Source organism: Roseateles aquatilis (assembly GCF_002205645.1).
In the GTDB taxonomy this organism is placed as follows: domain Bacteria; phylum Pseudomonadota; class Gammaproteobacteria; order Burkholderiales; family Burkholderiaceae_C; genus Roseateles; species Roseateles aquatilis.
Genome location: NZ_NIOF01000007.1, coordinates 1 through 20,512, shown reverse-complemented (window position 1 = coordinate 20,512; position 20,512 = coordinate 1). Strand labels below are relative to the sequence as shown.

20 protein-coding genes are annotated in these 20,512 nt (G+C 67.0%); 7 read left to right on the top strand and 13 right to left on the bottom strand.

What is annotated here, in order from left to right:
* Positions 1–257: 257 nt before the first annotated feature.
* The 9 genes from CDN99_RS16025 to CDN99_RS15985 form a co-directional block, all read right to left on the bottom strand.
* A complete protein-coding gene (locus CDN99_RS16025) occupies positions 258–2,684 on the bottom strand; it encodes a putative bifunctional diguanylate cyclase/phosphodiesterase (RefSeq protein ID WP_088385889.1) in 2,427 nt (808 codons plus the stop codon).
* Positions 2,684–3,259, bottom strand: a complete 576-nt coding sequence (locus CDN99_RS16020; protein ID WP_088385888.1) for a methylamine utilization protein — start codon at positions 3,257–3,259, stop codon at positions 2,684–2,686. Before CDN99_RS16020 ends, CDN99_RS16025 begins: the two co-directional genes overlap by 1 nt.
* A gap of 164 nt (positions 3,260–3,423) precedes the next feature.
* Positions 3,424–4,491 (bottom strand): DNA polymerase III subunit delta, encoded by a 1,068-nt coding sequence (gene holA, locus CDN99_RS16015; protein ID WP_088385887.1) that lies wholly within the window; start codon positions 4,489–4,491, stop codon positions 3,424–3,426.
* Positions 4,492–4,585: 94 nt separating this feature from the next.
* A complete protein-coding gene (locus tag CDN99_RS16010) occupies positions 4,586–5,053 on the bottom strand; it encodes an LPS-assembly lipoprotein LptE (RefSeq protein ID WP_158218858.1) in 468 nt (155 codons plus the stop codon).
* Positions 5,054–5,081: 28 nt separating this feature from the next.
* Complete coding sequence (leuS, locus tag CDN99_RS16005; protein ID WP_088385885.1) at positions 5,082–7,715, bottom strand: leucine--tRNA ligase; 2,634 nt, start codon at positions 7,713–7,715, stop codon at positions 5,082–5,084.
* A gap of 232 nt (positions 7,716–7,947) precedes the next feature.
* A complete protein-coding gene (locus CDN99_RS16000; protein WP_088385884.1) occupies positions 7,948–8,385 on the bottom strand; it encodes an ExbD/TolR family protein in 438 nt (145 codons plus the stop codon).
* A 31-nt stretch (positions 8,386–8,416) separates the two neighbouring features.
* On the bottom strand, positions 8,417–9,061 hold the full coding sequence (locus tag CDN99_RS15995; RefSeq protein ID WP_088385883.1) for a MotA/TolQ/ExbB proton channel family protein: 645 nt from the start codon (positions 9,059–9,061) through the stop codon (positions 8,417–8,419).
* Positions 9,062–9,126: 65 nt separating this feature from the next.
* Positions 9,127–9,933, bottom strand: coding sequence for a 4-hydroxy-tetrahydrodipicolinate reductase (gene dapB, locus CDN99_RS15990; protein ID WP_088385882.1), 807 nt, complete (start codon positions 9,931–9,933; stop codon positions 9,127–9,129).
* Positions 9,930–10,418, bottom strand: coding sequence for an outer membrane protein assembly factor BamE (locus tag CDN99_RS15985; RefSeq protein ID WP_088385881.1), 489 nt, complete (start codon positions 10,416–10,418; stop codon positions 9,930–9,932). Before CDN99_RS15985 ends, dapB begins: the two co-directional genes overlap by 4 nt.
* A 188-nt stretch (positions 10,419–10,606) precedes the next feature.
* On the opposite strand from CDN99_RS15985, the gene fur reads away from it, so the two are divergent.
* A complete protein-coding gene (fur, locus tag CDN99_RS15980; protein ID WP_088385880.1) occupies positions 10,607–11,038 on the top strand; it encodes a ferric iron uptake transcriptional regulator in 432 nt (143 codons plus the stop codon).
* Between the two features lie 43 nt (positions 11,039–11,081).
* On the opposite strand, the gene hprK is transcribed toward fur, so the two are convergent.
* From hprK to hpf, 3 genes are all read right to left on the bottom strand, one after another.
* A complete protein-coding gene (hprK, locus tag CDN99_RS15975; protein WP_088385879.1) occupies positions 11,082–12,044 on the bottom strand; it encodes an HPr(Ser) kinase/phosphatase in 963 nt (320 codons plus the stop codon).
* A gap of 49 nt (positions 12,045–12,093) precedes the next feature.
* Positions 12,094–12,564 carry a PTS IIA-like nitrogen regulatory protein PtsN gene (ptsN, locus tag CDN99_RS15970; protein ID WP_088385878.1) on the bottom strand — a complete coding sequence of 157 codons (471 nt, stop codon included), beginning with the start codon at positions 12,562–12,564 and terminating at the stop codon, positions 12,094–12,096.
* Positions 12,565–12,850: 286 nt separating this feature from the next.
* Positions 12,851–13,192 (bottom strand): ribosome hibernation-promoting factor, HPF/YfiA family, encoded by a 342-nt coding sequence (gene hpf / locus CDN99_RS15965; protein WP_088385877.1) that lies wholly within the window; start codon positions 13,190–13,192, stop codon positions 12,851–12,853.
* An 833-nt stretch (positions 13,193–14,025) separates the two neighbouring features.
* On the opposite strand from hpf, the gene corA reads away from it, so the two are divergent.
* Positions 14,026–15,015: a magnesium/cobalt transporter CorA gene (corA, locus tag CDN99_RS15960; RefSeq protein WP_088385876.1), complete on the top strand. Its 990-nt coding sequence runs from the start codon at positions 14,026–14,028 to the stop codon at positions 15,013–15,015.
* A gap of 584 nt (positions 15,016–15,599) precedes the next feature.
* Here corA and CDN99_RS15955 read toward each other — a convergent pair.
* Positions 15,600–16,208 carry a glutathione peroxidase gene (locus CDN99_RS15955; protein WP_088385875.1) on the bottom strand — a complete coding sequence of 203 codons (609 nt, stop codon included), beginning with the start codon at positions 16,206–16,208 and terminating at the stop codon, positions 15,600–15,602.
* A gap of 168 nt (positions 16,209–16,376) precedes the next feature.
* On the opposite strand from CDN99_RS15955, the gene CDN99_RS15950 reads away from it, so the two are divergent.
* The 5 genes from CDN99_RS15950 to CDN99_RS15930 all read left to right on the top strand — a co-directional run bounded on the left by CDN99_RS15950 (position 16,377) and on the right by CDN99_RS15930 (position 20,162).
* Positions 16,377–17,258 carry a ferritin family protein gene (locus CDN99_RS15950; protein ID WP_088385874.1) on the top strand — a complete coding sequence of 294 codons (882 nt, stop codon included), beginning with the start codon at positions 16,377–16,379 and terminating at the stop codon, positions 17,256–17,258.
* Positions 17,259–17,447: 189 nt separating this feature from the next.
* Entirely contained in the window at positions 17,448–17,867 is a 420-nt protein-coding gene (locus CDN99_RS15945; protein ID WP_088385873.1) for a VOC family protein, read from the top strand.
* A 79-nt stretch (positions 17,868–17,946) separates the two neighbouring features.
* Positions 17,947–18,810, top strand: coding sequence for a DUF3034 family protein (locus CDN99_RS15940; RefSeq protein ID WP_310732483.1), 864 nt, complete (start codon positions 17,947–17,949; stop codon positions 18,808–18,810).
* 26 nt (positions 18,811–18,836) lie between these two features.
* Entirely contained in the window at positions 18,837–19,292 is a 456-nt protein-coding gene (locus tag CDN99_RS15935; RefSeq protein WP_238139553.1) for a group I truncated hemoglobin, read from the top strand.
* A gap of 96 nt (positions 19,293–19,388) precedes the next feature.
* On the top strand, positions 19,389–20,162 hold the full coding sequence (locus CDN99_RS15930) for a hypothetical protein (protein WP_141100824.1): 774 nt from the start codon (positions 19,389–19,391) through the stop codon (positions 20,160–20,162).
* Positions 20,163–20,512: the final 350 nt, after the last annotated feature.

The following is a 20,512-nucleotide window of genomic DNA, read 5'->3' as shown; positions in this document are numbered from 1 at the left end:
CTCGGTCGGCGCGTCCCGCGAACGCGGGCAAGCCTTCGCAGCGAGGAGGGTGAGCGGCAACGAGCGGTGGGGGTTCCAGTAGCAATGCTGGACGAGTCTCGGAGCGCAGTGACGAGCGACGGACCGCGTGTCAGCGAGCAAGCTCGCCGGGAGTCAGCGCTTCTTTTGCTTCCTTTTCTGGGCGCGACCAGAAAAGGGAGTCGCCTGCCGGGGCGAAATCCCGGCGGGCTCTCCCGCGGGGAGCCTGAAAGGCTGGCTCAAAGCCCCGCCAGGATGGTGCTCGCCCTCGCATCCCCGAGGTCTGGCGGCTGCCAGGTCCGCAGCCACTGCGCGAACTGTTCCCCAGGCATGGGTCGAGCCAGCAGATAGCCTTGTCCCTGATCGCACCCCAGGGTCTGGAGCAACGTCCAGGCCTTGGCTGTTTCCAGCCCTTCCGCCACCACGCTCAACCCGAGGTTATGCGCGAGCTCGATCGTCGACCGGACGATTTTGGCGTCGTCGATATCGCGTTCCATGTTCATGACGAAGCTGCGATCGATCTTCAGCTCATCCACCGACAACTGTTTCAGATAGGCGAGCGACGAGTACCCCGTCCCGAAATCATCAATCGACAACTTGAACCCCAGCGCATGGAGTTGTTCGAGCGTTTGCAGCGCGCGTTGCGGGTCGTCCATGATCGCCGACTCGGTGATCTCCAGGCAGAGGGCGGATGGAGGCACGCCCGCGACGAGGTCGGCGACCTTGATGGGCAGATCCTGGTCCATCAAATCGCGGGTCGAGAGATTGACGCTGATGGGCACGGCGAGCCCTTCGCGCTGAAGGTTGATCCATGTCTGCGCCGACGCGTGAAGCATCCATGCGGTGATCTGCCGGATGAAGCCGGTTTGTTCCGCGAAGGGGATGAACTCCATCGGCGGCACCAGCCCGCGCGTGGGGTGTTCCCACCGCACCAACGCTTCCGCCCCGGCGATGCGTTGCCGATGCAGGTCGACCTTGGGCTGCAGGAACAGCCGCAGCTCTCCGGCGTCGATCGCGTGCCGCAGCTCGCTCAGCAGGGAGAGGGATTCCTGGCTGGCCGCGTCCATGCTGGGCGCGTAGACCTCGCAGCCGCTCTGGCCGCGCTTGGCGGTGTGCATGGCCAGTTCCGCGCGCGCCATCAGCAGGGTGGGATCGCGCCCGTGCTGGGGATAGAGCGACACCCCCATGCCGGCGGACAGATCGACGGTCTGATCGTCGATGCTGAGCGCCCGCTCGAAGTCGCGCTGGATGCGTGCGCAGATGGCTTCGGCGCGTGTTGCGCCGGCGCCTTCGATCATCAGCACGAACTCATCGCCACCCAGGCGCGCGATCAAGCGCACCTCATCCTTCAGCAGGTGCTGCAACCGCTCTGCCACCGCCCGCAGCAACCGATCGCCGAAGGCACGCCCGAGCACATCGTTGACGTGCTTGAAGCGATCCAGATTCAGCATCAGCAGCGAGAACCGCACGCCGCTGTCCGCGACGCGACGCGCCAGGGCCTGGATGAATTGCTCGCGATTCGGCAGGTCGGTGAGGGGGTCCCAGAAGGCGAGCCGATGGACTTCTTCCTCGCGCGCCCGGATGCCTTGGCGCATGGCCTCGAAGGCTTCGGCCAGATCGCCGATCTCGTCGCTCGATGGCCGCAGCACCGGCTGCGCGTAGTCGCCTTGACCGAGCCGCCGCGCCGCGCTGGCCAGCACCTTGACCGGTCCGCTGATGCGTCGGGCCGTCAGCACCGCGCCGACCGCGAAGACGGCCACCCCCGCCAGGCTCAGCCCCAGCAGCATCCATTGCAACTGCCGATAGGGCGCCAACGCATCGTCGACGGAGCGCAGCAGCAACACCGCCATCGCCTGCGTATCGTCGCCGCCGTGCGCCAGCGGCTGCAGCCGGGCCTGGAACTGCTCGCCATCGATCTGGATGAGGAAACTTTGCGCGTCGTGCTCGGCCGAGCTGGTGGACGCGGCGGGCGGGGGCAGCGCGGTCACCACCCGCGCGCTGGCGGGCGCGTCCAGCACGCTGGCCAGCACCTGCCAGGACCCTTGCGCCGGATGGCTCAGCAGCACGCCCTGGATGTGGGCGATGCGCTGCAGCTCCTGCAACTGGTCCTGCCGCATCTCGAAGCCCATGAAGACCCAGCCGCCCAGCCCTGCCGCCCGCATCCGCGCGACGACGACCTGATAGGCCTTGCCCTCCAGCAACACCAACTGGCTCTGCGTCCGGCCCTGCTGCTGCCGCGTCACCCCGCGCAGCAGCGGCGCGACCTTGCCGGCGACGGCGTCGGTCGCGGTGACGAGCTGGAAGGCGTCGTTGGCGTAGCCGATGAAGCTGGCCTCGCCGCGCTCGCTCAGGTTGGTGAAGACATCCTGCAGCGTGGACCGCAGTTCGTCGCCCTCGATGCCGGCGCCGACCAGCTGGCGCAGGCCGTAGTCGGACTGCAGCAGGTCGGCGATCAGCCCGCGCTGCTCGGCGTCCTGCGCGAGCAGCTGGGTGTAGATGCGTTCACCGGCGGCGAGTTCCTCGGCCACCGATGCCCGCGCGTTGCGCCCGATCCCCTGTCCGATCAGCGCCAGGTTCAGCACCTGGACGACCAGCAGCAGCGCCAGGAACAGGGCGACGATGCGCCCCTCCAGCCGCCGCAGGTTGAGGAAATCGGGCCAGCGCATCAGTCCCGCAGTTCCACCTTGAGCACGCCGGGGGCACCGGCGGCCACCGTCAGCGGCTGCGCGGTCGGGGCGGCGTTGCCCAGGCGCGGCGCCCACAGGCGCACCCGGTGGTCACCGGGCGGCAGGTCCAGGCGGACCTCGCCTTGGGCGTCGGCGCGGCCGAAGAGGGGCGTGTCGACGACGACGATATGAGCGCTCATCCGATCGTGAATGTTGCAGCCGAGCTGGGCGACGCCGGCCTTGTCGAACACTACCGGTTCCACCGGCGTGCCGGCGTAAAGCTTCAACTCGAAGCGCTTCGTCGGCGAGAACGAATACACGTGATGCCGCACGGTGTCGAAGTTGGGGAAGTTGACCGCGGTGCCGGTCTGCACGATCAGCAGTTGCGGCTGGAACTGGCGGTCACGCTGCCCCATGGTCGCCGCGGTGCCTGCCGCCGCCTTGCTCGGCTGGCCCTTCAACTCGACCGCCACCACCGCGTCCGGCACCGGCGCGCCGCCGGCGTCGCGCACCTGCACCGTCCAGACCGCGGCGTGGACCAGCGGCGCCGACAACACCGCCAACGTGGCCAGCAAGGCCGCGCGCGCGGCGCGACCGGCCGGCGATCCGCGGCGGTCGATCCGGCGCGTGCCGCGCGTTGGATCAGGGCCGCGCGAAGCCGCGCGCCGACCAGCGCAGAGGGAGCGGAAAAGAGGGGAGCGAGGCAGACTCATCGCGATGCCTGATGGACGACAAAACGTCAACCATAGCGGGTTTTCTGGGCCGGCGGACGCAGGGCTTGTTCCAGCATCAAGGCCAATCGGGCCAGTGCTTCCCAGGGGTCGGACGGCCACTCGGGGTGCCGCAGGCCCTTGACGATGCCGTCGCAGATCTGCGCCGCGACCAGCAGCCGCGCCAGCGCCGCGCCGTGCAGCTGCGGGACGATGCGCTCGAAGAGCCGCTCCTTCGGACCCCACACCCGGGCCTCCCGCAGCGCCATCGGCAAGGGCTTGCCGGCGGCCACCGCGTCGTGGACGCGCTTGAGGCCGCGGATGTCCTCGGCCATGGTCCAGTGCACCAGCACGGCGGCCTCGCCCTCGGCCTTCAGGCCGTCGAGCATGCGCAGCACGCGCGCCACGCGGCCGCTCAGCAGCGCCTCGCTGAGCTTGAAGACATCGAAGCGCGCCACGTCCAGCACCGCCGCCTCGATCTGCGCCAGGCCGAGCTCGCCCGGCGGGTGCAGCAGCGCCAGCTTCTGCAACTCCTGATGGGCCGCGAGCAGGTTGCCTTCCACCCGATCGGCGAAGAACTCCAGCGCCTGCTGGCCGTCCGGGCCGGCCGCCACCGACTGCCCCTGCTGCTGCAGCCGCCGCGCGATCCACGCCGGCAGCTCGCGCCGCTCCACCGGATCGACCTTGACGGAGACGCCGGCGGTGTCCAGCGCGGTGAACCAGGCGCTGCCCAGCTGCGTCTTGTCCAGCCGCGGCAGCGTGACCAGCGTCAGCACGTCCGGCGGCAGGCCCTGCACATACCGCTGCAACGCCTCCGAGCCGTCCTTGCCGGGTTTGCCGCCGGGGATTCGGATCTCGATCAACTGCTTGTCGGCGAACAGGCTCATCGCCTGCGACGCCGCGATCACCGGACCCCAGTCGAAATGGGCGCCGCCGACGATGAAGACCTGCCGCTCGCCGTAGCCCTGCTTGCGCGCCTCGGCGCGCAGCATGTCGGCCGCTTCCTGCGCGAGCAGCGGCTCGTCGCCGTGCACCGTGTAGATCGGCTTCAGGCCCTTGGAGAGATGGCCCGACAGGGCCTCGGCTTTGATCTGCATGCGAGGGGAGGAGGGCGGCGGGGCGGGCGGGACGTGGGCGACGACGCGGGCAACCGTCGGCGATGGCGTGGGCGACTTCGGGCGGCTGGCGGCGTCAGCCGGCCAGATGCACCGCCGCGAGCCGGCGCAGCAGCAGCCCGACGGCCTCCACCTGCATGGCCTTCTGCAGCGACAGCTCCTCCTGCTCCTTGCCCAGGGCGGCGCTTTCGCTGTAGTTCATGTCCCGGGTCAGGCGCAGCTCGGTGCGGGGCAGCAGGATTTCCCCGCCCGCCGTGCGCAGCGAGTAGTCCACCTGCAGCCGCAACTGCCATTCGGTGATCTGCCCGGCGGCGGTCGTCGCCACCGAGGTCTTGTCGCGCACCTCGCGCTCGACCGCGATGATCACGTCGGCGCGGTTCGGGTCCTCGACCAGCCGCACGGTGCTGCGCTGCACCTGCCGGCGCAGCTCCTGCGCCAGCGGCGAGTGCGGGACGAAGCCGGTCAGCGCCAGCGTCTTGAAGTGGTACTCCGGCTCCTTGCGCAACTCGAATCCGCAGCCCGACAGCAGGACCACGGCACCCATCGACAACAGATCGCGGCGATGCATGACGTCAGACCACCAGGTTGACGAGACGGCCGGGGACGATGACGACCTTCTTGGGCGTCTTCCCCTCGGCGAACTTCTCGAAGTCCGGACTGGCCAGCGCGATCGCCTCGATCGCGGCCTTGTCGGCCGAGGCGGGCACCTTGATGGCGCCGCGCAACTTGCCGTTGACCTGCAACATCAGCTCGACCTGGTCCTGCACCAGCGCCGCCTCGTCGACCTGGGGCCACGGGGCATCGAGCAGGTCACCCAGCTCGGCCTCGAAGCCCAGCTCCGCCCACAGCGCATGCGCCACGTGCGGGCAGGCCGGGTAGATCACGCGCAGCAGCACCGAGAAGCCCTCGCGCACCGCGGCGTCCTGGCCGGTGGCCTTGAAGCCTTCCAGCGCGTTCAGCAGCTTCATCGCGCCGGAGACGACGGTGTTGTACTGCATGCGCTCGTAGTCGTAGCTGACCTGCTTGAGCACCAGGTGCACCTCGCGACGCAGCGCCTTGCCGTCGTCGCCGAGCGCGCCGAAGTCGGCGCCGCCGGCCTTGATCCCGTCGACGTGCTTGGCGCCGAAGCCCCAGACGCGCTTCAGGAAACGATGCGCGCCCTCGACGCCGGCGTCGTTCCACTCCAGCGTCTGCTCCGGCGGGGAGGCGAACATGACGAACAGGCGCGCCGTGTCGGCGCCGTACTGGTCGATCAGCGCCTGCGGGTCCACGCCGTTGTTCTTCGACTTGGACATCGTCGTCATCTCGTACTCGAGCGGCAGGCCGTCGGCCTTCAGCGTGCCGCCGATCGGCTGGCCGTGCTCGTTGCGCAGGACGTCGACCTCGTGTTCCCAGTAGTAGTTCTTGCCCGCGTCCTCAGGCTTGCGGAAGTAGGCGCCTTTCAGCACCATGCCCTGCGTCAGCAGGTTCTGGAACGGCTCGTCGAAGGTGATGAGCTTCAGGTCGCGCATCACCTTGGTCCAGAAGCGCGCGTACAGCAGGTGCAGGATCGCGTGCTCGATGCCGCCGATGTACTGGTCCATCGGCATCCAGTAGTCGGTGCCGGCGCCGACCATCGCGTCGTGGTTCGTGGCGTCGCAATAACGCATGAAGTACCACGAGCTGTCCACGAAGGTGTCCATCGTGTCGGTCTCGCGCTTGGCCGGCGCGCCGCAGGTCGGGCAGCTGCAGTTCAGGAAGTCGTCGCGCTTGTTCAGCGGGTTGCCGCTGCCGTCGGGGATGCAGTCCTCCGGCAGCACGACCGGCAGGTCCTTCGCCGGGACCGGCACCGGGCCGCAGGTCTCGCAGTGAATGATCGGGATCGGCGTGCCCCAGTAGCGCTGGCGGCTGACGCCCCAGTCGCGCAGGCGCCAGGTGGTCTTCTTCTCGCCCAGGCCCTTGGTGCCGACCAGCTCGGCGACCTTGTCGACCGCCTGCTTGTGCGTCAGGCCGTCCAGCGCGCCGGAGTTGACGCACACGCCGCGCTGCTTGTCGCCGTACCACTCGGCCCAGCCGTCGGTGGAGTAGGTCTCGCCCTCGACGGCGACGACCTGCTTGATCGCGATGCCGTACTTCTTGGCGAACGCGAAGTCGCGCTCGTCATGCGCCGGCACGCCCATCACCGCGCCGTCGCCGTAGCTCATCAGCACGTAGTTGCCGACCCAGACCTCGACCTTCTCGCCGGTCAGCGGGTGCGTCACGAACAGGCCGGTGGCCAGGCCCTTCTTGTCCTGCGTCGCCAGCTCGGCCTCGGTGGAGCCGCCCTGCTTGCATTCCTCGATGAACGCGGCCAGCGCGGGGCTCGTCGCGGCGGCGTGCGTGGCCAGCGGATGTTCCGGCGCGACGGCGCAGAAGGTCACGCCCATGATGGTGTCGGCGCGCGTCGTGAAGACGTACAGCAGGCCGCCCTGCACCGGTTGGCCGTCCGCGCCCTGGATGTCATGAGGGAAGGCGAAACGCACGCCCTCGCTCTTGCCGATCCAGTTCTCCTGCATCAGCCGGACCCGGTCGGGCCAGCCGGCGAGGTAGTTCTTGTCCGACGGATCGGCGACGGCGGCCAGCAGCTCCTCGGCGTAGTCGGTGATCTTCAGGTAGTAGCCGGGGATCTCGCGCTTCTCGATGATCGCGCCCGAGCGCCAGCCCTTGCCGTCGATGACCTGCTCGTTGGCCAGCACGGTCTGGTCGACCGGATCCCAGTTGACGACCTGCGTGCGGCGCTCGGCGATACCGGCTTCCAGCATCTTGAGGAACAGCCACTGGTTCCAGTGGTAATACTCCGGCTTGCAGGTGGCGATCTCGCGCGACCAGTCGATCGCCAGGCCCATCGCCTGCATCTGCTTCTTCATGTAGGCGATGTTGTCGTAGGTCCACGCGGCCGGCGGCACCTTGTTCTTCATCGCCGCGTTCTCCGCGGGCAGGCCGAAGGCGTCCCAGCCCATCGGCATCAGCACGTTGTAGCCCTTCATGCGCAGCTGCCGCGTCAACATGTCGTTGATCGTGTAGTTGCGGACATGGCCCATGTGCAGCTTGCCGCTGGGGTAGGGCAGCATGGAGCAAGCGTAGAACTTGGGCTTGCCGGCGTCCTCGACGACGCGGTAGGCATCGCGGGCGTTCCAATGATCGCGGGCGGCCTGTTCGACCTCGGAGGGGGCGTATTTCTCGTTCATGGATGGCTCGGGCAACGTAGCCGCGGATTGTAGGAGGGCGCGGGACCGGGGCTGGGCGCTCTTGATGAGGGGGGCGCGGCCGTGCCTGGGGCTGGTGGACCGAGCGCGGTCAGCGGAAGCCGGGTCCCGGGGCTCGTACGTCCGCCAAATTGCCCGCGAGCCCCCGGGCCCCCGGCTCCCTCCGACCAGGACACGACCTGCTCCTTCGTTGGAGGGGATCGGCCGATGTCGGTCAGCGTGGGGTGGGCGAGGTGTCTTCGCCGTTCTCGGCGACGAAGGCGATGCGGTTCAATCCCGCCGATTGCGCCCAGCCGATCAGCTGCGCCACCTGGCCGTAAGGCACGGCGCGGTCGGCGCTGAGCCGCAGTTCGGCATCGGGCTGGCGCTCGGCCAGTTGTTTGAGACGCTCGCGCAGGGCCTTCGCGTCGAGCTTGTCCTCGCCGAGCAGGTATTCGCCCTGGGGCGTGATCGCCAGGGCGATGAAGTGCGCGCCGGGACCCGGTGCGGCGGCATCGCTCCTGGGCAGGTCCAGCTTCAGCGCGCTGCCCATCAGCGGCGCCGCGATGATGAAGATCACCAGCAGCACCAGCATGACGTCGATCAGCGGCGTCATGTTGATCTCGCCCATGGGCCTGGGCGCTTCGCGGCGTTCGAGGCGGCCGAATTTCATGGCGCGCTGACGGGGTGCGAGGCGACGGCGCTCAAGCGCCGCCCAGCAGTTCGCGCAGGTCGTGCGCGAAGCCTTCAAGTTCCGCCTCACAGGCGGCGACCCATTTGCCGAAGAGGTTGTAGGCGAGCACCGCCGGGATCGCGACGGCCAGGCCAGCCGCGGTCATGATCAGCGCCTCGCCGACCGGGCCGGCGACCTTGTCCAGGCTGAAGTTGCCGGTCGAGGTGATGCTCATCAGCGCGTGGTAGATGCCCCAGACAGTGCCGAACAGGCCGACGAAAGGCGCCGTGCTGCCGATCGTCGCCAGCACCACCTGCCCACGGCCCAGGCCGCCCAGCACCACGTGCAGCGCGTCGCGCAGGCGCCGCGTCAATTGAGAGGTCCGCTGCGCGCAGGCGCCGAGGGTGCCGTTGGGGCTGTCCTGGATCGCGGCGTCGATCAGCGGGACCATCAACCGCTCGCGATCGAGCGCCAGCAGTTGCTCGCGCCCCTGGCTCAGCGCGGGCGCCGCCCAGAACACCGGCAGGCCGCGGCGCAGGTCGCGCCGGGCGCGGGCCAGGGCCCAGGCGCGCCAGAAGATCAGCACCCAGCTGCTCACCGACATCGCCAGCAGCAGCAAGGAAACGAAACGGGCGACACCGTCGCCCGCCTGCCAGAGGTTGATCAGTTCACGCATCGGGCGTCCGCGGGGTCCCTGTCAGGTCGAGGTCGAGCGCGGGGCCGATGACGACATCGTCGTGCTCAGGCGATGCCGAGCACGTCGTTCATGTCGAACAAGCCGGTCGTGCGCGACCCCAGGAAACGCGCCGCGCGCAGGCTGCCCTGCGCGAAGGTGGCGCGGCTGGAGGCCTTGTGGCTGATCTCGATGCGTTCGCCGATGCCGGCGAACAGCACCGTGTGGTCGCCGATGATGTCGCCGCCACGGACGGTGGCGAAGCCGATCGTCGACGGATCGCGCTCGCCGGTGACGCCTTCGCGGCCGTAGACGGCGCAGGTCTTCAGGTCGCGGCCGAGCGCGTCGGCGACGACCTCGCCCATCTTCAGCGCGGTGCCGCTGGGCGCGTCGACCTTGTGGCGGTGGTGGGCCTCGACGATCTCGATGTCATAACCCTGCGACAGCGCCTGCGCGGCCTGCTGCAGCAGCTTGAGCACGACGTTGACGCCGATGCTCATGTTGGGCGCCATCATGACGGCCGAGCGCTGCGCGAGCTCGGCGATCCGGGACTTCTGTTCCTCGCTGAAGCCGGTGGTCCCGACCACGGCGCGCACGCCCAGTTCGGCGCACAGCGCCAGATGGGCCATCGTGCCTTCGGGCCGGGTGAAGTCGATCAGCACGTCGGCCCGGGACAGGCCGGCCTTCACGTCGCTGGAGATCGCCACGCCGGTGGCCTGGCCCAGGAAGGCGCCGGCGTCCTGGCCGAGCGCCGGGCTGCCTTCGCGGTCGAGCGCGGCGGTCAGCTCGCAGTCGTCCGCGCCCAGCACCGCCTCGATCAGCATCCGGCCCATGCGGCCGGACGCGCCGGTGACGGCGATGCGCAGACCGCTCATCGGCGCGCCTCCAGCGGCGGGTAGTCGCGCGTCGGACCGATCGGATCCGGCGCGGAGGCCGCGGCCTGGCGCACCGGCGGCGGCAGCGCCTTGCGCTCTTCCTCGGTCAGCTCCAGCTTGGGCTCCTTGCCGGAGCCCTTCAGCGTGTTGATGGCCGCGATGAATTCCTTCTCCGTCGGCAGGTCGTCCGGCGCGTCGATCTTGGACAGCTTGTCGCCGTCGAAGGTCAGCTGGATGTGGCGGTTCTGCGGTGCGGCGCCCTGGCGGCGGATGGTGAAGACGTAATCCCAGCGGGATTCGTGGAAGACGTCGGTCAGCAGCGGCGAGCCGAGCGCCTCGCGTGCCTGCATGCGGGTCATGCCGGGCTTGACCTGGGCGAGCTGCTCCTTGGTCACGACGTTGCCCTGGACGATCTCGACGCGGTAGGGCGTGATGAGGCCCATCACCTTGTCCCCGCTGACGGAGAACGCATCGAACTTCGGCATTTGAGAGCATCCGCCCAGCGCCAGGAGACCGAGGGACAGTCCCGCCACGGTGGCGGACGACGAGGTCCGGCGCGCGAGGCGGGCAATACGGGAATTCAATGACATGGCGGAAACTCGCCGAGGCGCTAGGGCTATGATGGCCGGAATTCTAGCGGCTGGCTCCAGTCCGTCCGAAGGACGCAAACCCCATGAACCGGTCAGACGAAATCAAGAACAGCGGCCTCAAGGCCACGCTGCCCCGCATCAAGATCCTCGAGATCTTCCAGACCACCCAACAGCGGCACATGACCGCCGAGGATGTTTACAAAGCTTTGCTCGATGAGCGGGCGGACATCGGTCTGGCGACGGTCTACCGCGTGCTCACGCAGTTCGAGCAGGCGGGCCTGCTCTCGCGCAACCATTTCGAGTCCGGCAAGGCTGTCTTCGAGCTTAACGAAGGCCATCATCACGACCACCTGGTCTGCCTGACCTGCGGCTTCGTCGAGGAGTTCTACGACCCGAAGATCGAAGAGCGCCAACATGCGATCGCCGAGGAGCGCGGTTTCCAGCTGCAGGAACACTCGCTGGCGCTCTACGCCAACTGCGTGAAGAAGGACTGCCCGAACAAGATGGCGCGCTGATCGCTCAGGCCGCGCCGACGTTCCCGTCGACCGCGGCAGGCAATCAGTTGGCGTCGTTCAGGCCTTGCTCGATGGCGCGCTGGTGGCGCTCGACGAACTCGCGGTAGGTGTCGATGCCGCGCAGTTGCAGGATGGTGTTGCGCACCGCGGCCTCGACCAGCACCGCCAGGTTGCGGCCGGCATCCACCGCGATCACCACCTTACGCACGGGCATGCCGAGCACGTCCTCGTACAGCGGCTCGTAGGGCAGGCGCTCGAAATCGCGCTCCATGGTCTCCTTGCGGACCAGGTGCACGATCAGCTTCAGGCGCATCTTCCGACGCACCGCCGTCTCGCCGAAGATCGCCTTGATGTCCAGCAGGCCGATGCCGCGGACTTCCAGCAAGTTCATCAGCAGCTCGGGGCAACGCCCCTCGATCGCCGTCTGCGCGATGCGGAAGAAGTCGACCGCGTCGTCCGCCACCAGGCCGTGGCCGCGGCTGATCAGCTCCAGACCCAGTTCGCTCTTGCCCAGGCCGGACTCGCCGGTCAGCAGCACGCCCAGGCCCAGGATGTCCATGAACACGCCGTGCCGCGTCGTGCGATTCGCGCAGACGTGGGCCAGGTAGGCGCGCACCAGGTCGATGACGTGGCCGGCCGATTCGGCGGTGGTGAACAGCGGGATCTCGGCGCGATCGCACATCGCGACCAGCCGGTCCGGCGCGGGCTGGTCGTCGGCCACGATGATCACCGGTGGCTCCAGCGTGACGATGCGCGCGATGCGGCGGTCCAGCACGTCGCCCGAGGCCTGGCTCAGATAGGCGACCTCGCGTCGGCCCACGATCTGGACGCGATACGGATGGATGTAGTTCAGGTAGCCGACCAGGTCGGCGGCCGATTGCGCGTCGCGCAGCGCGGCCTCGTCGAAGCGGCGTTCAGGGTGTGCGTGCCCGGCGACCCATTCCCAACGCAAGGCCTCGCGGTGTTCCTCGAACAGCCGATCGGCGCTGATGGAGGTGGCTTTCACGAAGGGCGGACGGGGCGGGCGGTTGGAGGAGGGCGGCGGCGAGGGCCGATCAGGCGACCGACTTCAGCGGTTCCCAGTCAGCGATCAGGCGATGCACGGTGCTGGCTTCGGACTCCGTCTTGAGGCGTTCGCGCAGTTCGCGGTCGGACAGCATCTCGGCGATCTCCGACAGGATTTCCAGGTGCCGTTGCGTGGCGGCCTCCGGGACCAGCAGGAAGATCAGCAGCGTGACGGGTTCGTCGTCGGGGGCGTCGAAGCCGATCGGCTGCTGCACGCGCAGCACCGCAGCCAATGGATTCTTCAGCCCCTTGATCCGGCCGTGGGGGATCGCGACGCCGTGGCCCAGGCCGGTGGAGCCGAGCCGTTCACGCGCGAACAGATTGTCGGTTACCGACGCGCGCGGAATGGAGTGGTTGTTCTCGAACAGCAGCCCGGCCTGCTCGAAGATCCGCTTTTTGCTGGAAGCGTCCACATCGACCAGCACGTTGCTGGCGGGAAGGATGGCGGCGAGACGATTCATCGGGCGGAGCGCCGGTCGCGTGGATCGGCGGGGCTGGGGAAGCACTGCGCACCGCGTTGGCGTGCAGATCCGGGGTTGAAGGCGAGGATTATAGGAATCCGCTTGCCAACACGGGCGTGACGGATGCGACGCTCCTGTGAAAACGTCGCCATTGCTGTTGCATTGCAACAATTCTCGACAAAAAGGCGGCCCCGTGGGCCGCCTTGGCGTCGAACCTGGGGAAAGCCCCAAGGTCTTCAGGGCTGCCGGCCGCCCGCGTTCCGCGCGGCGCACCCGGCTCCCCAGGTCATCCGGCGCTCACATCCATGCGCTTGGCGGAGGCGTGATGATGGTTTTGCACCCGATCCTTGTGTCGGCACACCTGCCGGTCCAGCTTGTCCATCAGCTCGTCGATCGCGGCGTAAAGATCCTCGTGGGCGTGTTCGCAGAAAATTTCCCGTCCCTTCACATGCATCGTGACTTCCGCGCGTTGGCGTCGATCCTTCTCCTTCTGCTTCTCCACGGTCAAGAGGACATTGACGTCCACGACCTGGTCAAAGTGGCGGATCACTCTGCTGAGCTTGTTCAGCACGTATTCACGCAGAGCCTGAGTTACTTCGAGATGGTGGCCACTGATGGTCAGGTTCATAAAGCCTCCTTTCACAAGGGCTTGGTCGGAAAGAGTGAGGGGCCCGTAGGCCGATATCGATGGGGAGATGGAATGTCTGGAGGTGGCTGTGCTTGGGATGAGAAGGTTGCGGAGGAGACGGAAGCGTCGAGGAGAGGCTGAAGGCGGCTCGAAGTGAATCGTCGGGATTCGGTCGGGGATCTGGCAAGGATCGACGGAGAAGACGGCGTCAGCAGGCTCGGCGTTCCAGGGAGCACGCATCGTGGCGGGGAGCCGCGACACGCGGGGGGATCGAATGACGGAGGCCGCGAGGGCCGATGTCATGCGGGTTCTGAGGCAGATTTGTGAAAAGGACGGGACCAGTCTGCTCTCGTTCCCAGCCCCGCACAAGTGAACAAAAGCAAGGTTTGGGGGCGAATATTCCCGCCTTGCGACATGGCCCGGGCCGTGCTCGAATGCTGGATGTTGCGCGGCGAGTCCGTCTGCCTTGCCGGCCGTCCGGACGCGATGTGATAATTCCGCGTCCCGATTACTGGAGTCCCTCTTGGACAGCGACCACCCTCGGTGGCCTTCCGCTCCAGCGTCAATCCGCCGCGGTTTCTGAGCGCATCCTTCATGGCCGATGACGGCGCTGGCTGAAGCCGGCGCCTTCGGCCATCCCCCGCGCCGCCGCGACGCTTGTCCGGAGTGAGACGGCCACGCTCTCATCTGCCCGGACGCCCTGAACCGCGGGCCGTCCTCTCTCGCAAAACATCGCGCCTCGACGCGGCCCGCACATCGATCGACGGGTCCGTCAACGCGCTCTCGGGCTTGTGCGTTCGCCTCAGCGCGCCACACGCCGACGAAGGACCCGCATGCTGAATGTGTTCACGCTGGATAACGGCCGCCTCAAGGGCGGCATGGTCCAGGAAGAGGTCTCGACGGCCGCCGAGCTGGCCTCCGTGTCCGGCGCCGACCGCAATGCCGTCTGGGTCGACCTGGAATCCCCCAGCGCGGAAGAGAAGGACTGGATCCGCGAGCGTTTCGGCCTCGTGATCCCCGAGGACATCGTCGACGAGGACTTGGAAGAGTCCGCCCGCTTCTATGAGGAAGACAACGGCGAGTTGCACATCCGCTCCGACTTCCTGATCGACGACATGGAGACCCCGCGCAACGTGCGGGTGGCGTTCATCCTGTTCAACAACGTGCTGTTCTCGGTCCACAACGAGGACCTGCCGGTGTTCCGCCTGCTGCGCCTGCGCGCGCGCCGCATCCCGGCCCTGATCGAGGACGCCAAGGACGTGCTGCTCAAGCTCTACGACGCGGACGCGGAATATTCGGCGGACGTGCTCGAAGGCATCTACGACAACCTCGAGAAGGTCAGCGCGCGCGTATTGAAGAAGGACGTCAACGACACCGAAGCGGGCGAGGTCCTCTCGGCGATCGCGCGCGAGGAAGACTTGAACGGCCGCATCCGCCGCAACGTGATGGACACGCGCCGCGCGGTGAGCTTCATGATGCGCAGCCGGATGCTCAATGCCGAGCAATTCGAGGAATCGCGTCAGATCCTGCGGGACATCGATTCGCTCGACTCCCACACCGCGTTCCTGTTCGACAAGATCAACTTCCTGATGGACGCGACGGTCGGCTTCATCAACATCAACCAGAACAAGATCATCAAGATCTTCTCGGTCGCGAGCGTCGCGCTGCTGCCGCCGACGTTGATCGCCAGCGTGTACGGCATGAACTTCAATGCGATGCCGGAGTTGCAGTGGCGGTATGGCTACCCGTTCGCGCTGTGCTTGATGATCGCCTCGGTGGCCGCGCCGTTCATCTACTTCCGCCGCAAGGGCTGGCTCCGCTGAGCGGCCAACACAAAGGGCTTCCGCGATGCGGAAGCCCTGGGTAGAAAAGTAGCCTCAAGACGCCCCTGGCCAACGAGGGAGGGAGGGAGGAGGAGGAGAAAGGCCTCGGGATTGCAGCTTTACGAGAAAGCAGGTCTTGCGGCTGAAATGGTGACTTGACTGTACTCCCGTCGATGACGGGATCAATGGAAACTTCCCAATGCCCTCGGTCGCTACTTCGACTTCCACCCCGTTTAAGGCCCATCAAAGCAAGCGCTGATACGGGGACTCATGCATCGGCGTCACGCCGGTGTCGCCGGGTCTCCGGCGTGAACGCCAGCGATCGAACGAGGCCCAATGGTGCAGCGCCTCGGCGCCGATGTCATCCTGCCGATGAATGAAAAAGTGAGCATCTGTCACCGGTGTCCCGCCTAGTCGGGACAGTTTTCAGGGTGATGACGGAGCTGCGCCACAGGCTCGCCGATTGCCGAATCCCGCGCCTTTTTCTTCGGCTCGACCGATCTTCATGAACCGGACCGAGCAAGCTTTCTCGAACTCCCGGCGCGGCGAGCTGAGGCTCGCCGCATCGTGCCGTCGGCGTGGTTTCAGCGCTGGGCCAGCAGTCGTTCCACCGCTTGCTCGAACTGCGGGCTGTCCGGGCTGACGCCGGAGGCGAAGCTCATCACCTCCTTGCCGGAGCGGGAGATGAGGTACTTGTGGAAATTCCACTTCGGCGATTGGCCGGTGCGCTTGGCCAGGTCGGCGAACAGCGGGTTCAGATCGGCTTTGCCGGCTGCGACGCTGCTCTTGCTGAACATCGGGAACTTGACGTTGAACGTGTTCTCGCAGAACTCGGCGATTTCCTTGTTGCTGCCGTACTCCTGGTTGCCGAAATCACCGGATGGAAATCCCAGCACCACGAGTCCCTTGTCGGCATAACGCGCGGAGATCGCCTCCAGCGCCTTGTATTGCGGCGTGTAGCCGCAGAAGCTGGCCGTGTTGACCACCAGCACGACCTTGCCGGCGTACTGGCACAGCGCCTGCGGCTTCTCGTCCTGCAGGCGCGGCATTTGCCGCTGCAACAGATCCGGGCAATTGGCGGCGCTCGCGGGGGCGGTGGTCTCTGCGGCCGGCGCGGCTTGGGCGACGAAGGGCGCGAGCAGCGCGGCGGCGAAGGCCAGCCGGCGGGCGAGGATTCCGAAGGACTTGTTCATTGCAGGGTCTCCTGGAGGGGGCGATCCGGATGGGCTCGCACTGCGTATCAACCAACGCGTGCATGAGATTTAGCAAGCGCATTAGGCCAGAAGGCCTCCACTGTTCTTCCCTGTAAGGGATTGTCATGGTGCGGCCGTTAGAATCCGCCGCGCTTACAAGGACGTGACATGCTTTACCCAGAACTTTTCAAGCAACTCGAAGCCGTGCGCTGGAACATGGACACGGACATCCCATGGGACAAGTTCGACGCGTCCAAGCTGACCGACGATCAGGCGCGCACGATCAAGATGAACGCCATCACCGAGTGGTCGGCGCTGCCGGCCACCGAGATGTTCTTGCGTGACAACAAGGACGATAGCGACTTCTCGGCCTTCATGAGCGTCTGGTTCTTCGAGGAGCAGAAGCACTCGCTGGTCCTGATGGAGTACCTTCGCCGCTTCCGTCCGGACATGGTCCCGACCGAAGCCGAGCTGCACGAGGTTCGTTTCGAATTCGATCCCGCCCCGGCGCTCGAGACGCTGATGCTGCACTTCTGCGGTGAGATCCGCCTGAACCACTGGTATCGCCGCGCCGCTGAATGGCACACCGAGCCGGTCATCAAGGCGATCTACGAAACCCTGTCGCGCGACGAAGCCCGCCATGGCGGTGCCTACCTGCGCTACATGAAGCGCGCGATGACGAAGTTCGGCGACGAGGCCAAGGCGGCGTTCGCCAAGGTCGGCGTGCTGATGGCCAGTGCCCGCCGCACCGCGCAGGCGCTGCACCCGACGAACCTGCACGTCAACGCCAAGCTGTTCCCGCGTGACACCATCCAGAGCCGCCTGCCGGATCCGGAATGGCTGGAGCGCTGGCTGGACAAGCAGATCCAGTTCGACAGCGTCTGGGAGAGCAAGGTCGTGGAGCGCATCCTGCACAACATGAGCCTGCTGATGGAGCGCAGCTTCGCCAGCGTCCAGGAGCTGAACCGCTATCGCAAGGAGCTGTCGCAGCGGGTGGCCCAGGCCGCCGCGCTCGCCGCTCAGGGCGATGCCGCGCCCAAGGCGACCTGACGCCCGGACGGGCGCCAACTGGCGCACTCGACGAGGCCCGCGATCGCGGGCCTTTCTCGTTTCTGGGCGATGGGTGGCGCGTCGATTCGCCGGGTTGCTCTTCGCACATGCCCAGAGGGCATGCGCCGCAGGCCAAGCCCGGCCACAATCGCGCACCTGATCGCTCCCTCAGCCATACGCCAATCGCTCATGAAGTATTTGCACACCATGGTCCGCGTGACCGATGTCGACGCCTCCCTCAAGTTCTACCGCGACGCCCTGGGCCTGGAAGAAGTGCGACGCAGCGAGCACGAGGCCGGCCGCTTCACCCTGATCTATCTGGCCGCGCCCGGCGACGAGGACGCGCAGATCGAGCTCACCTACAACTGGGACGCCGAGACCTATGCGGGCGGCCGCAACTTCGGCCACGTCGCCTATGCCGTGCCGGACATCTATGCCGCATGTCAGCGCCTGAAGGATCACGGCGTGACCATCAACCGCCCGCCGCGCGACGGCCGCATGGCCTTCGTGCGCTCGCCTGACGGCATCTCGGTCGAGCTGCTGCAGGACGGCCCCGCGCTGCCGCCGGCCGAGCCCTGGATCTCGATGCCCAACACCGGCGCCTGGTGATCGGCCGCGCCTGACCGATCTCACGTCCTGTTCCCCTTCTTTCGTCATGACACAGCGACTGCTTCGCCCGCTACTTTCGTTGCTCCTGGCTGTTCCGCTGGCGTGTGCCGCGCAGGCGCAGGGCAAGCTGCTGCTGACCGGCGGCGTGAGCAGCATCGACGGAGCCGCCGGAGGCGGCCTGTCGCCCTGGGCGCTGACCGGCAGCTACGCGACCAGCGGGCAGATCGGGGCCACGGCTTACTTCACGCGGCTGCCTGTTCAGGACTACAGCCTGAGCGCCTACGGCGCGTCGGTCGCGTTCGGCGAGCGGGTCGAGATGTCGCTCGGCAAGCAGGACTTCTCGGCCGGCGGGACCGGCGCGGCGCTCGGCGTGCCGGGGCTGAAGCTGAGGCAGACGATCCTCGGCGCGAAGGTTCGCCTGATCGGCGACGCGGTCCTGGACGCGGACTCCTGGATGCCGCAGATCGCGCTGGGTGTCGAGTACAAGCACCTCGACGCGGGTGGCCTCGCGCCGACGCTGGATGCGCTCGGCGCCCGGCGCAGCGGCGTCGATGTCTACCTGAGCGCGAGCAAGCTGTTCCTGGCGCAGAGCACGCTCGTCAACGTCACGCTGCGGGCTTCGCGCGCCAACCAGAACGGCCTGCTGGGTTTCGGCGGCACGGCGAGCAAGAGCTACTCGCTGCTGCCCGAGATCTCGGTGGCCTATCTGCTGAGCAAGCAGTGGGCGGTGGGCGTCGAATACCGGATGAAGCCGGACAAGCTGAACCCGTCGATCCTTGGCGACGCGCTGCGCGAGGACGACTGGAAGGACATCTTCGTCGCCTGGGCGCCCAACAAGCACCTGTCGCTGACGGCGGCCTATGTCGACCTCGGTCGTGTGGTGCCGGGCATCCAGCCGCGGCGGCAACGCGGCGTGTATGGATCGATTCAGCTGGCGTATTGAACGAAGAGACGAGTGAAGAAACATCGATGACGCGACGTGCCAGTCCTTCTCCCTCGTTGGCCATGCTGCTGCGATCTGGCGTGCTGGCCTCGGCGCTGCTGGTGGCGGGCGGGGTCTTCGCCGCCGATGACTCGCTCTATCGGGCGCTCGGAGGTACCGAGGGCCTCACCCGCATCGCCAGCGGCTTGGTCGACCGCGCTTACGCGGACGAACGCATCAAGCTGAAGTTCGATGGCGTCAATCCGAAGTTCCTGAAGGAGCAACTGCGCAATCAGTTCTGCCAGTTGAGCGGTGGCCCTTGCGTCTATGACGGCGAGACGATGAAGAACTCGCACGCCCACCTGGCGCTGACGAAGGCCGACTTCAATGCGCTGGTCGAGGATCTGCAGGCCTCGATGGACGAGCAGGGCGTGCCGTTCTCGGTGCAGAACCGGCTGCTGGCGCTGCTGGCGCCGATGCATCGGGACGTGATCACGAAGTGAAGCCTGGGAACCGCCGCCAGCTCGGTGGCGACTCGATGGATGGCGGCCTCGCCGTGAGGCTGCGTTCATCACGCCTTGAAGGCGGAGGAGTCGCGCATGTTCGTTTCTGCCCCTGGAAATTCACCGATGGTCGATGCACGGGAGAGCGGTGCCTCCGTCAGCACGGCGCCCCGCGTCCGGATCAATGCGGTGGCGCTGGATCGATTGGCGCGAGAGCTTTTGCCCGAGCTCAAGGCGTTGTCGGTGCCTCTGGAGGAGGGATTGTTCGCCGCGTATGAATTCCTTCGCTCCGGCGAGACGCATGGCTTCGACGCGGCATTTCAACGAGCTCGCGAGCGCCCGGCGGCGCGGTCGATGTTCTTCGACGAGGCTTCCCGGTCGCTGCCGGAAATGGTCGCCGCGATGCGGGACCGAGGGACACAAGCGCGCTACGTGCTCGGAACACCACCGGATCAACTGAAGCTGCGGTCAAGCTTGACGCGAGGATGGTATGCGCTGCCGGCGGATTCGAAGCAACTGTCTCCGCCACCACCGGGCGTGAAGGGCGACTGGGGTCGGATGGTGTCCGACTCGCTGCTGCGGCGTTCCATCGATGGATTGGCCGCGGGCGAATGCCTGCTGGTGTTCCCGCCGTCCAATGATCCGATGGTGGTCGCGAAGACGGATGGCGGAGACAAGGTGGTGCTGGCAGGTGACAGGCGAATGGGTGGGGCTGCCGCGCTCGCGCTATATGAGTACAAGGCCGTTGTAGTGGCGGGGAGGCGGGGGCTCGACGCTGAGAATCGCATCTCGATGTCCCTGAGCCTGCCCGGTGGGAGTCGATGGGCGATGGTGCTGGCCCCCTTCACACGGCTCGCTGTCGGGCAATGAGCCGATATGACTCGGTGGCCCAACCGGAAGGCCTGGCAGTGGCGGGCGATTGCTTGCATTCGATGACATTCACCAGAGCCCGAAGGGGCAGGTCTTGCGCGACTGCTTTCCATTGACGGCACATGTTCCGGTGACAAGACGGCCCCGCGAGTCGGGGGAGGCGTCCATGCGGCTCGGAGGCGGCCCGTAGACTCAAAGAAGAGCAACGCCAATGGCCTTCCGATGCGCTTCATGCCCCGCCGTCCGGGTGTGTCAGAAATTCTGTGTTTGAGGCGCTTCTACGAGGCTACGAGCCGGTCCTGGTGAATCGGTCTGCGTAGAGGATGGCGAATTGGTTCATTGCCTCTCGC

Coding starts and splice junctions, on each gene's coding strand:
- CDN99_RS16000 (WP_088385884.1), bottom strand. CDS start 8,385: ATGAAATTCGGCCGCCTCGAACGCCGCGAAGCGCCCAGGCCCATGGGC.
- leuS (WP_088385885.1), bottom strand. CDS start 7,715: ATGAACGAGAAATACGCCCCCTCCGAGGTCGAACAGGCCGCCCGCGAT.
- CDN99_RS15935 (WP_238139553.1), top strand. CDS start 18,837: ATGACGCGACGTGCCAGTCCTTCTCCCTCGTTGGCCATGCTGCTGCGA.
- hpf (WP_088385877.1), bottom strand. CDS start 13,192: ATGAACCTGACCATCAGTGGCCACCATCTCGAAGTAACTCAGGCTCTG.
- CDN99_RS16025 (WP_088385889.1), bottom strand. CDS start 2,684: ATGCGCTGGCCCGATTTCCTCAACCTGCGGCGGCTGGAGGGGCGCATC.
- CDN99_RS15995 (WP_088385883.1), bottom strand. CDS start 9,061: ATGCGTGAACTGATCAACCTCTGGCAGGCGGGCGACGGTGTCGCCCGT.
- corA (WP_088385876.1), top strand. CDS start 14,026: ATGCTGAATGTGTTCACGCTGGATAACGGCCGCCTCAAGGGCGGCATG.
- fur (WP_088385880.1), top strand. CDS start 10,607: ATGAACCGGTCAGACGAAATCAAGAACAGCGGCCTCAAGGCCACGCTG.
- CDN99_RS15985 (WP_088385881.1), bottom strand. CDS start 10,418: ATGCCGAAGTTCGATGCGTTCTCCGTCAGCGGGGACAAGGTGATGGGC.
- CDN99_RS15955 (WP_088385875.1), bottom strand. CDS start 16,208: ATGAACAAGTCCTTCGGAATCCTCGCCCGCCGGCTGGCCTTCGCCGCC.
- CDN99_RS15950 (WP_088385874.1), top strand. CDS start 16,377: ATGCTTTACCCAGAACTTTTCAAGCAACTCGAAGCCGTGCGCTGGAAC.
- ptsN (WP_088385878.1), bottom strand. CDS start 12,564: ATGAATCGTCTCGCCGCCATCCTTCCCGCCAGCAACGTGCTGGTCGAT.
- CDN99_RS15930 (WP_141100824.1), top strand. CDS start 19,389: ATGTTCGTTTCTGCCCCTGGAAATTCACCGATGGTCGATGCACGGGAG.
- CDN99_RS16010 (WP_158218858.1), bottom strand. CDS start 5,053: ATGGGTGCCGTGGTCCTGCTGTCGGGCTGCGGATTCGAGTTGCGCAAG.
- CDN99_RS15945 (WP_088385873.1), top strand. CDS start 17,448: ATGAAGTATTTGCACACCATGGTCCGCGTGACCGATGTCGACGCCTCC.
- holA (WP_088385887.1), bottom strand. CDS start 4,491: ATGCAGATCAAAGCCGAGGCCCTGTCGGGCCATCTCTCCAAGGGCCTG.
- dapB (WP_088385882.1), bottom strand. CDS start 9,933: ATGAGCGGTCTGCGCATCGCCGTCACCGGCGCGTCCGGCCGCATGGGC.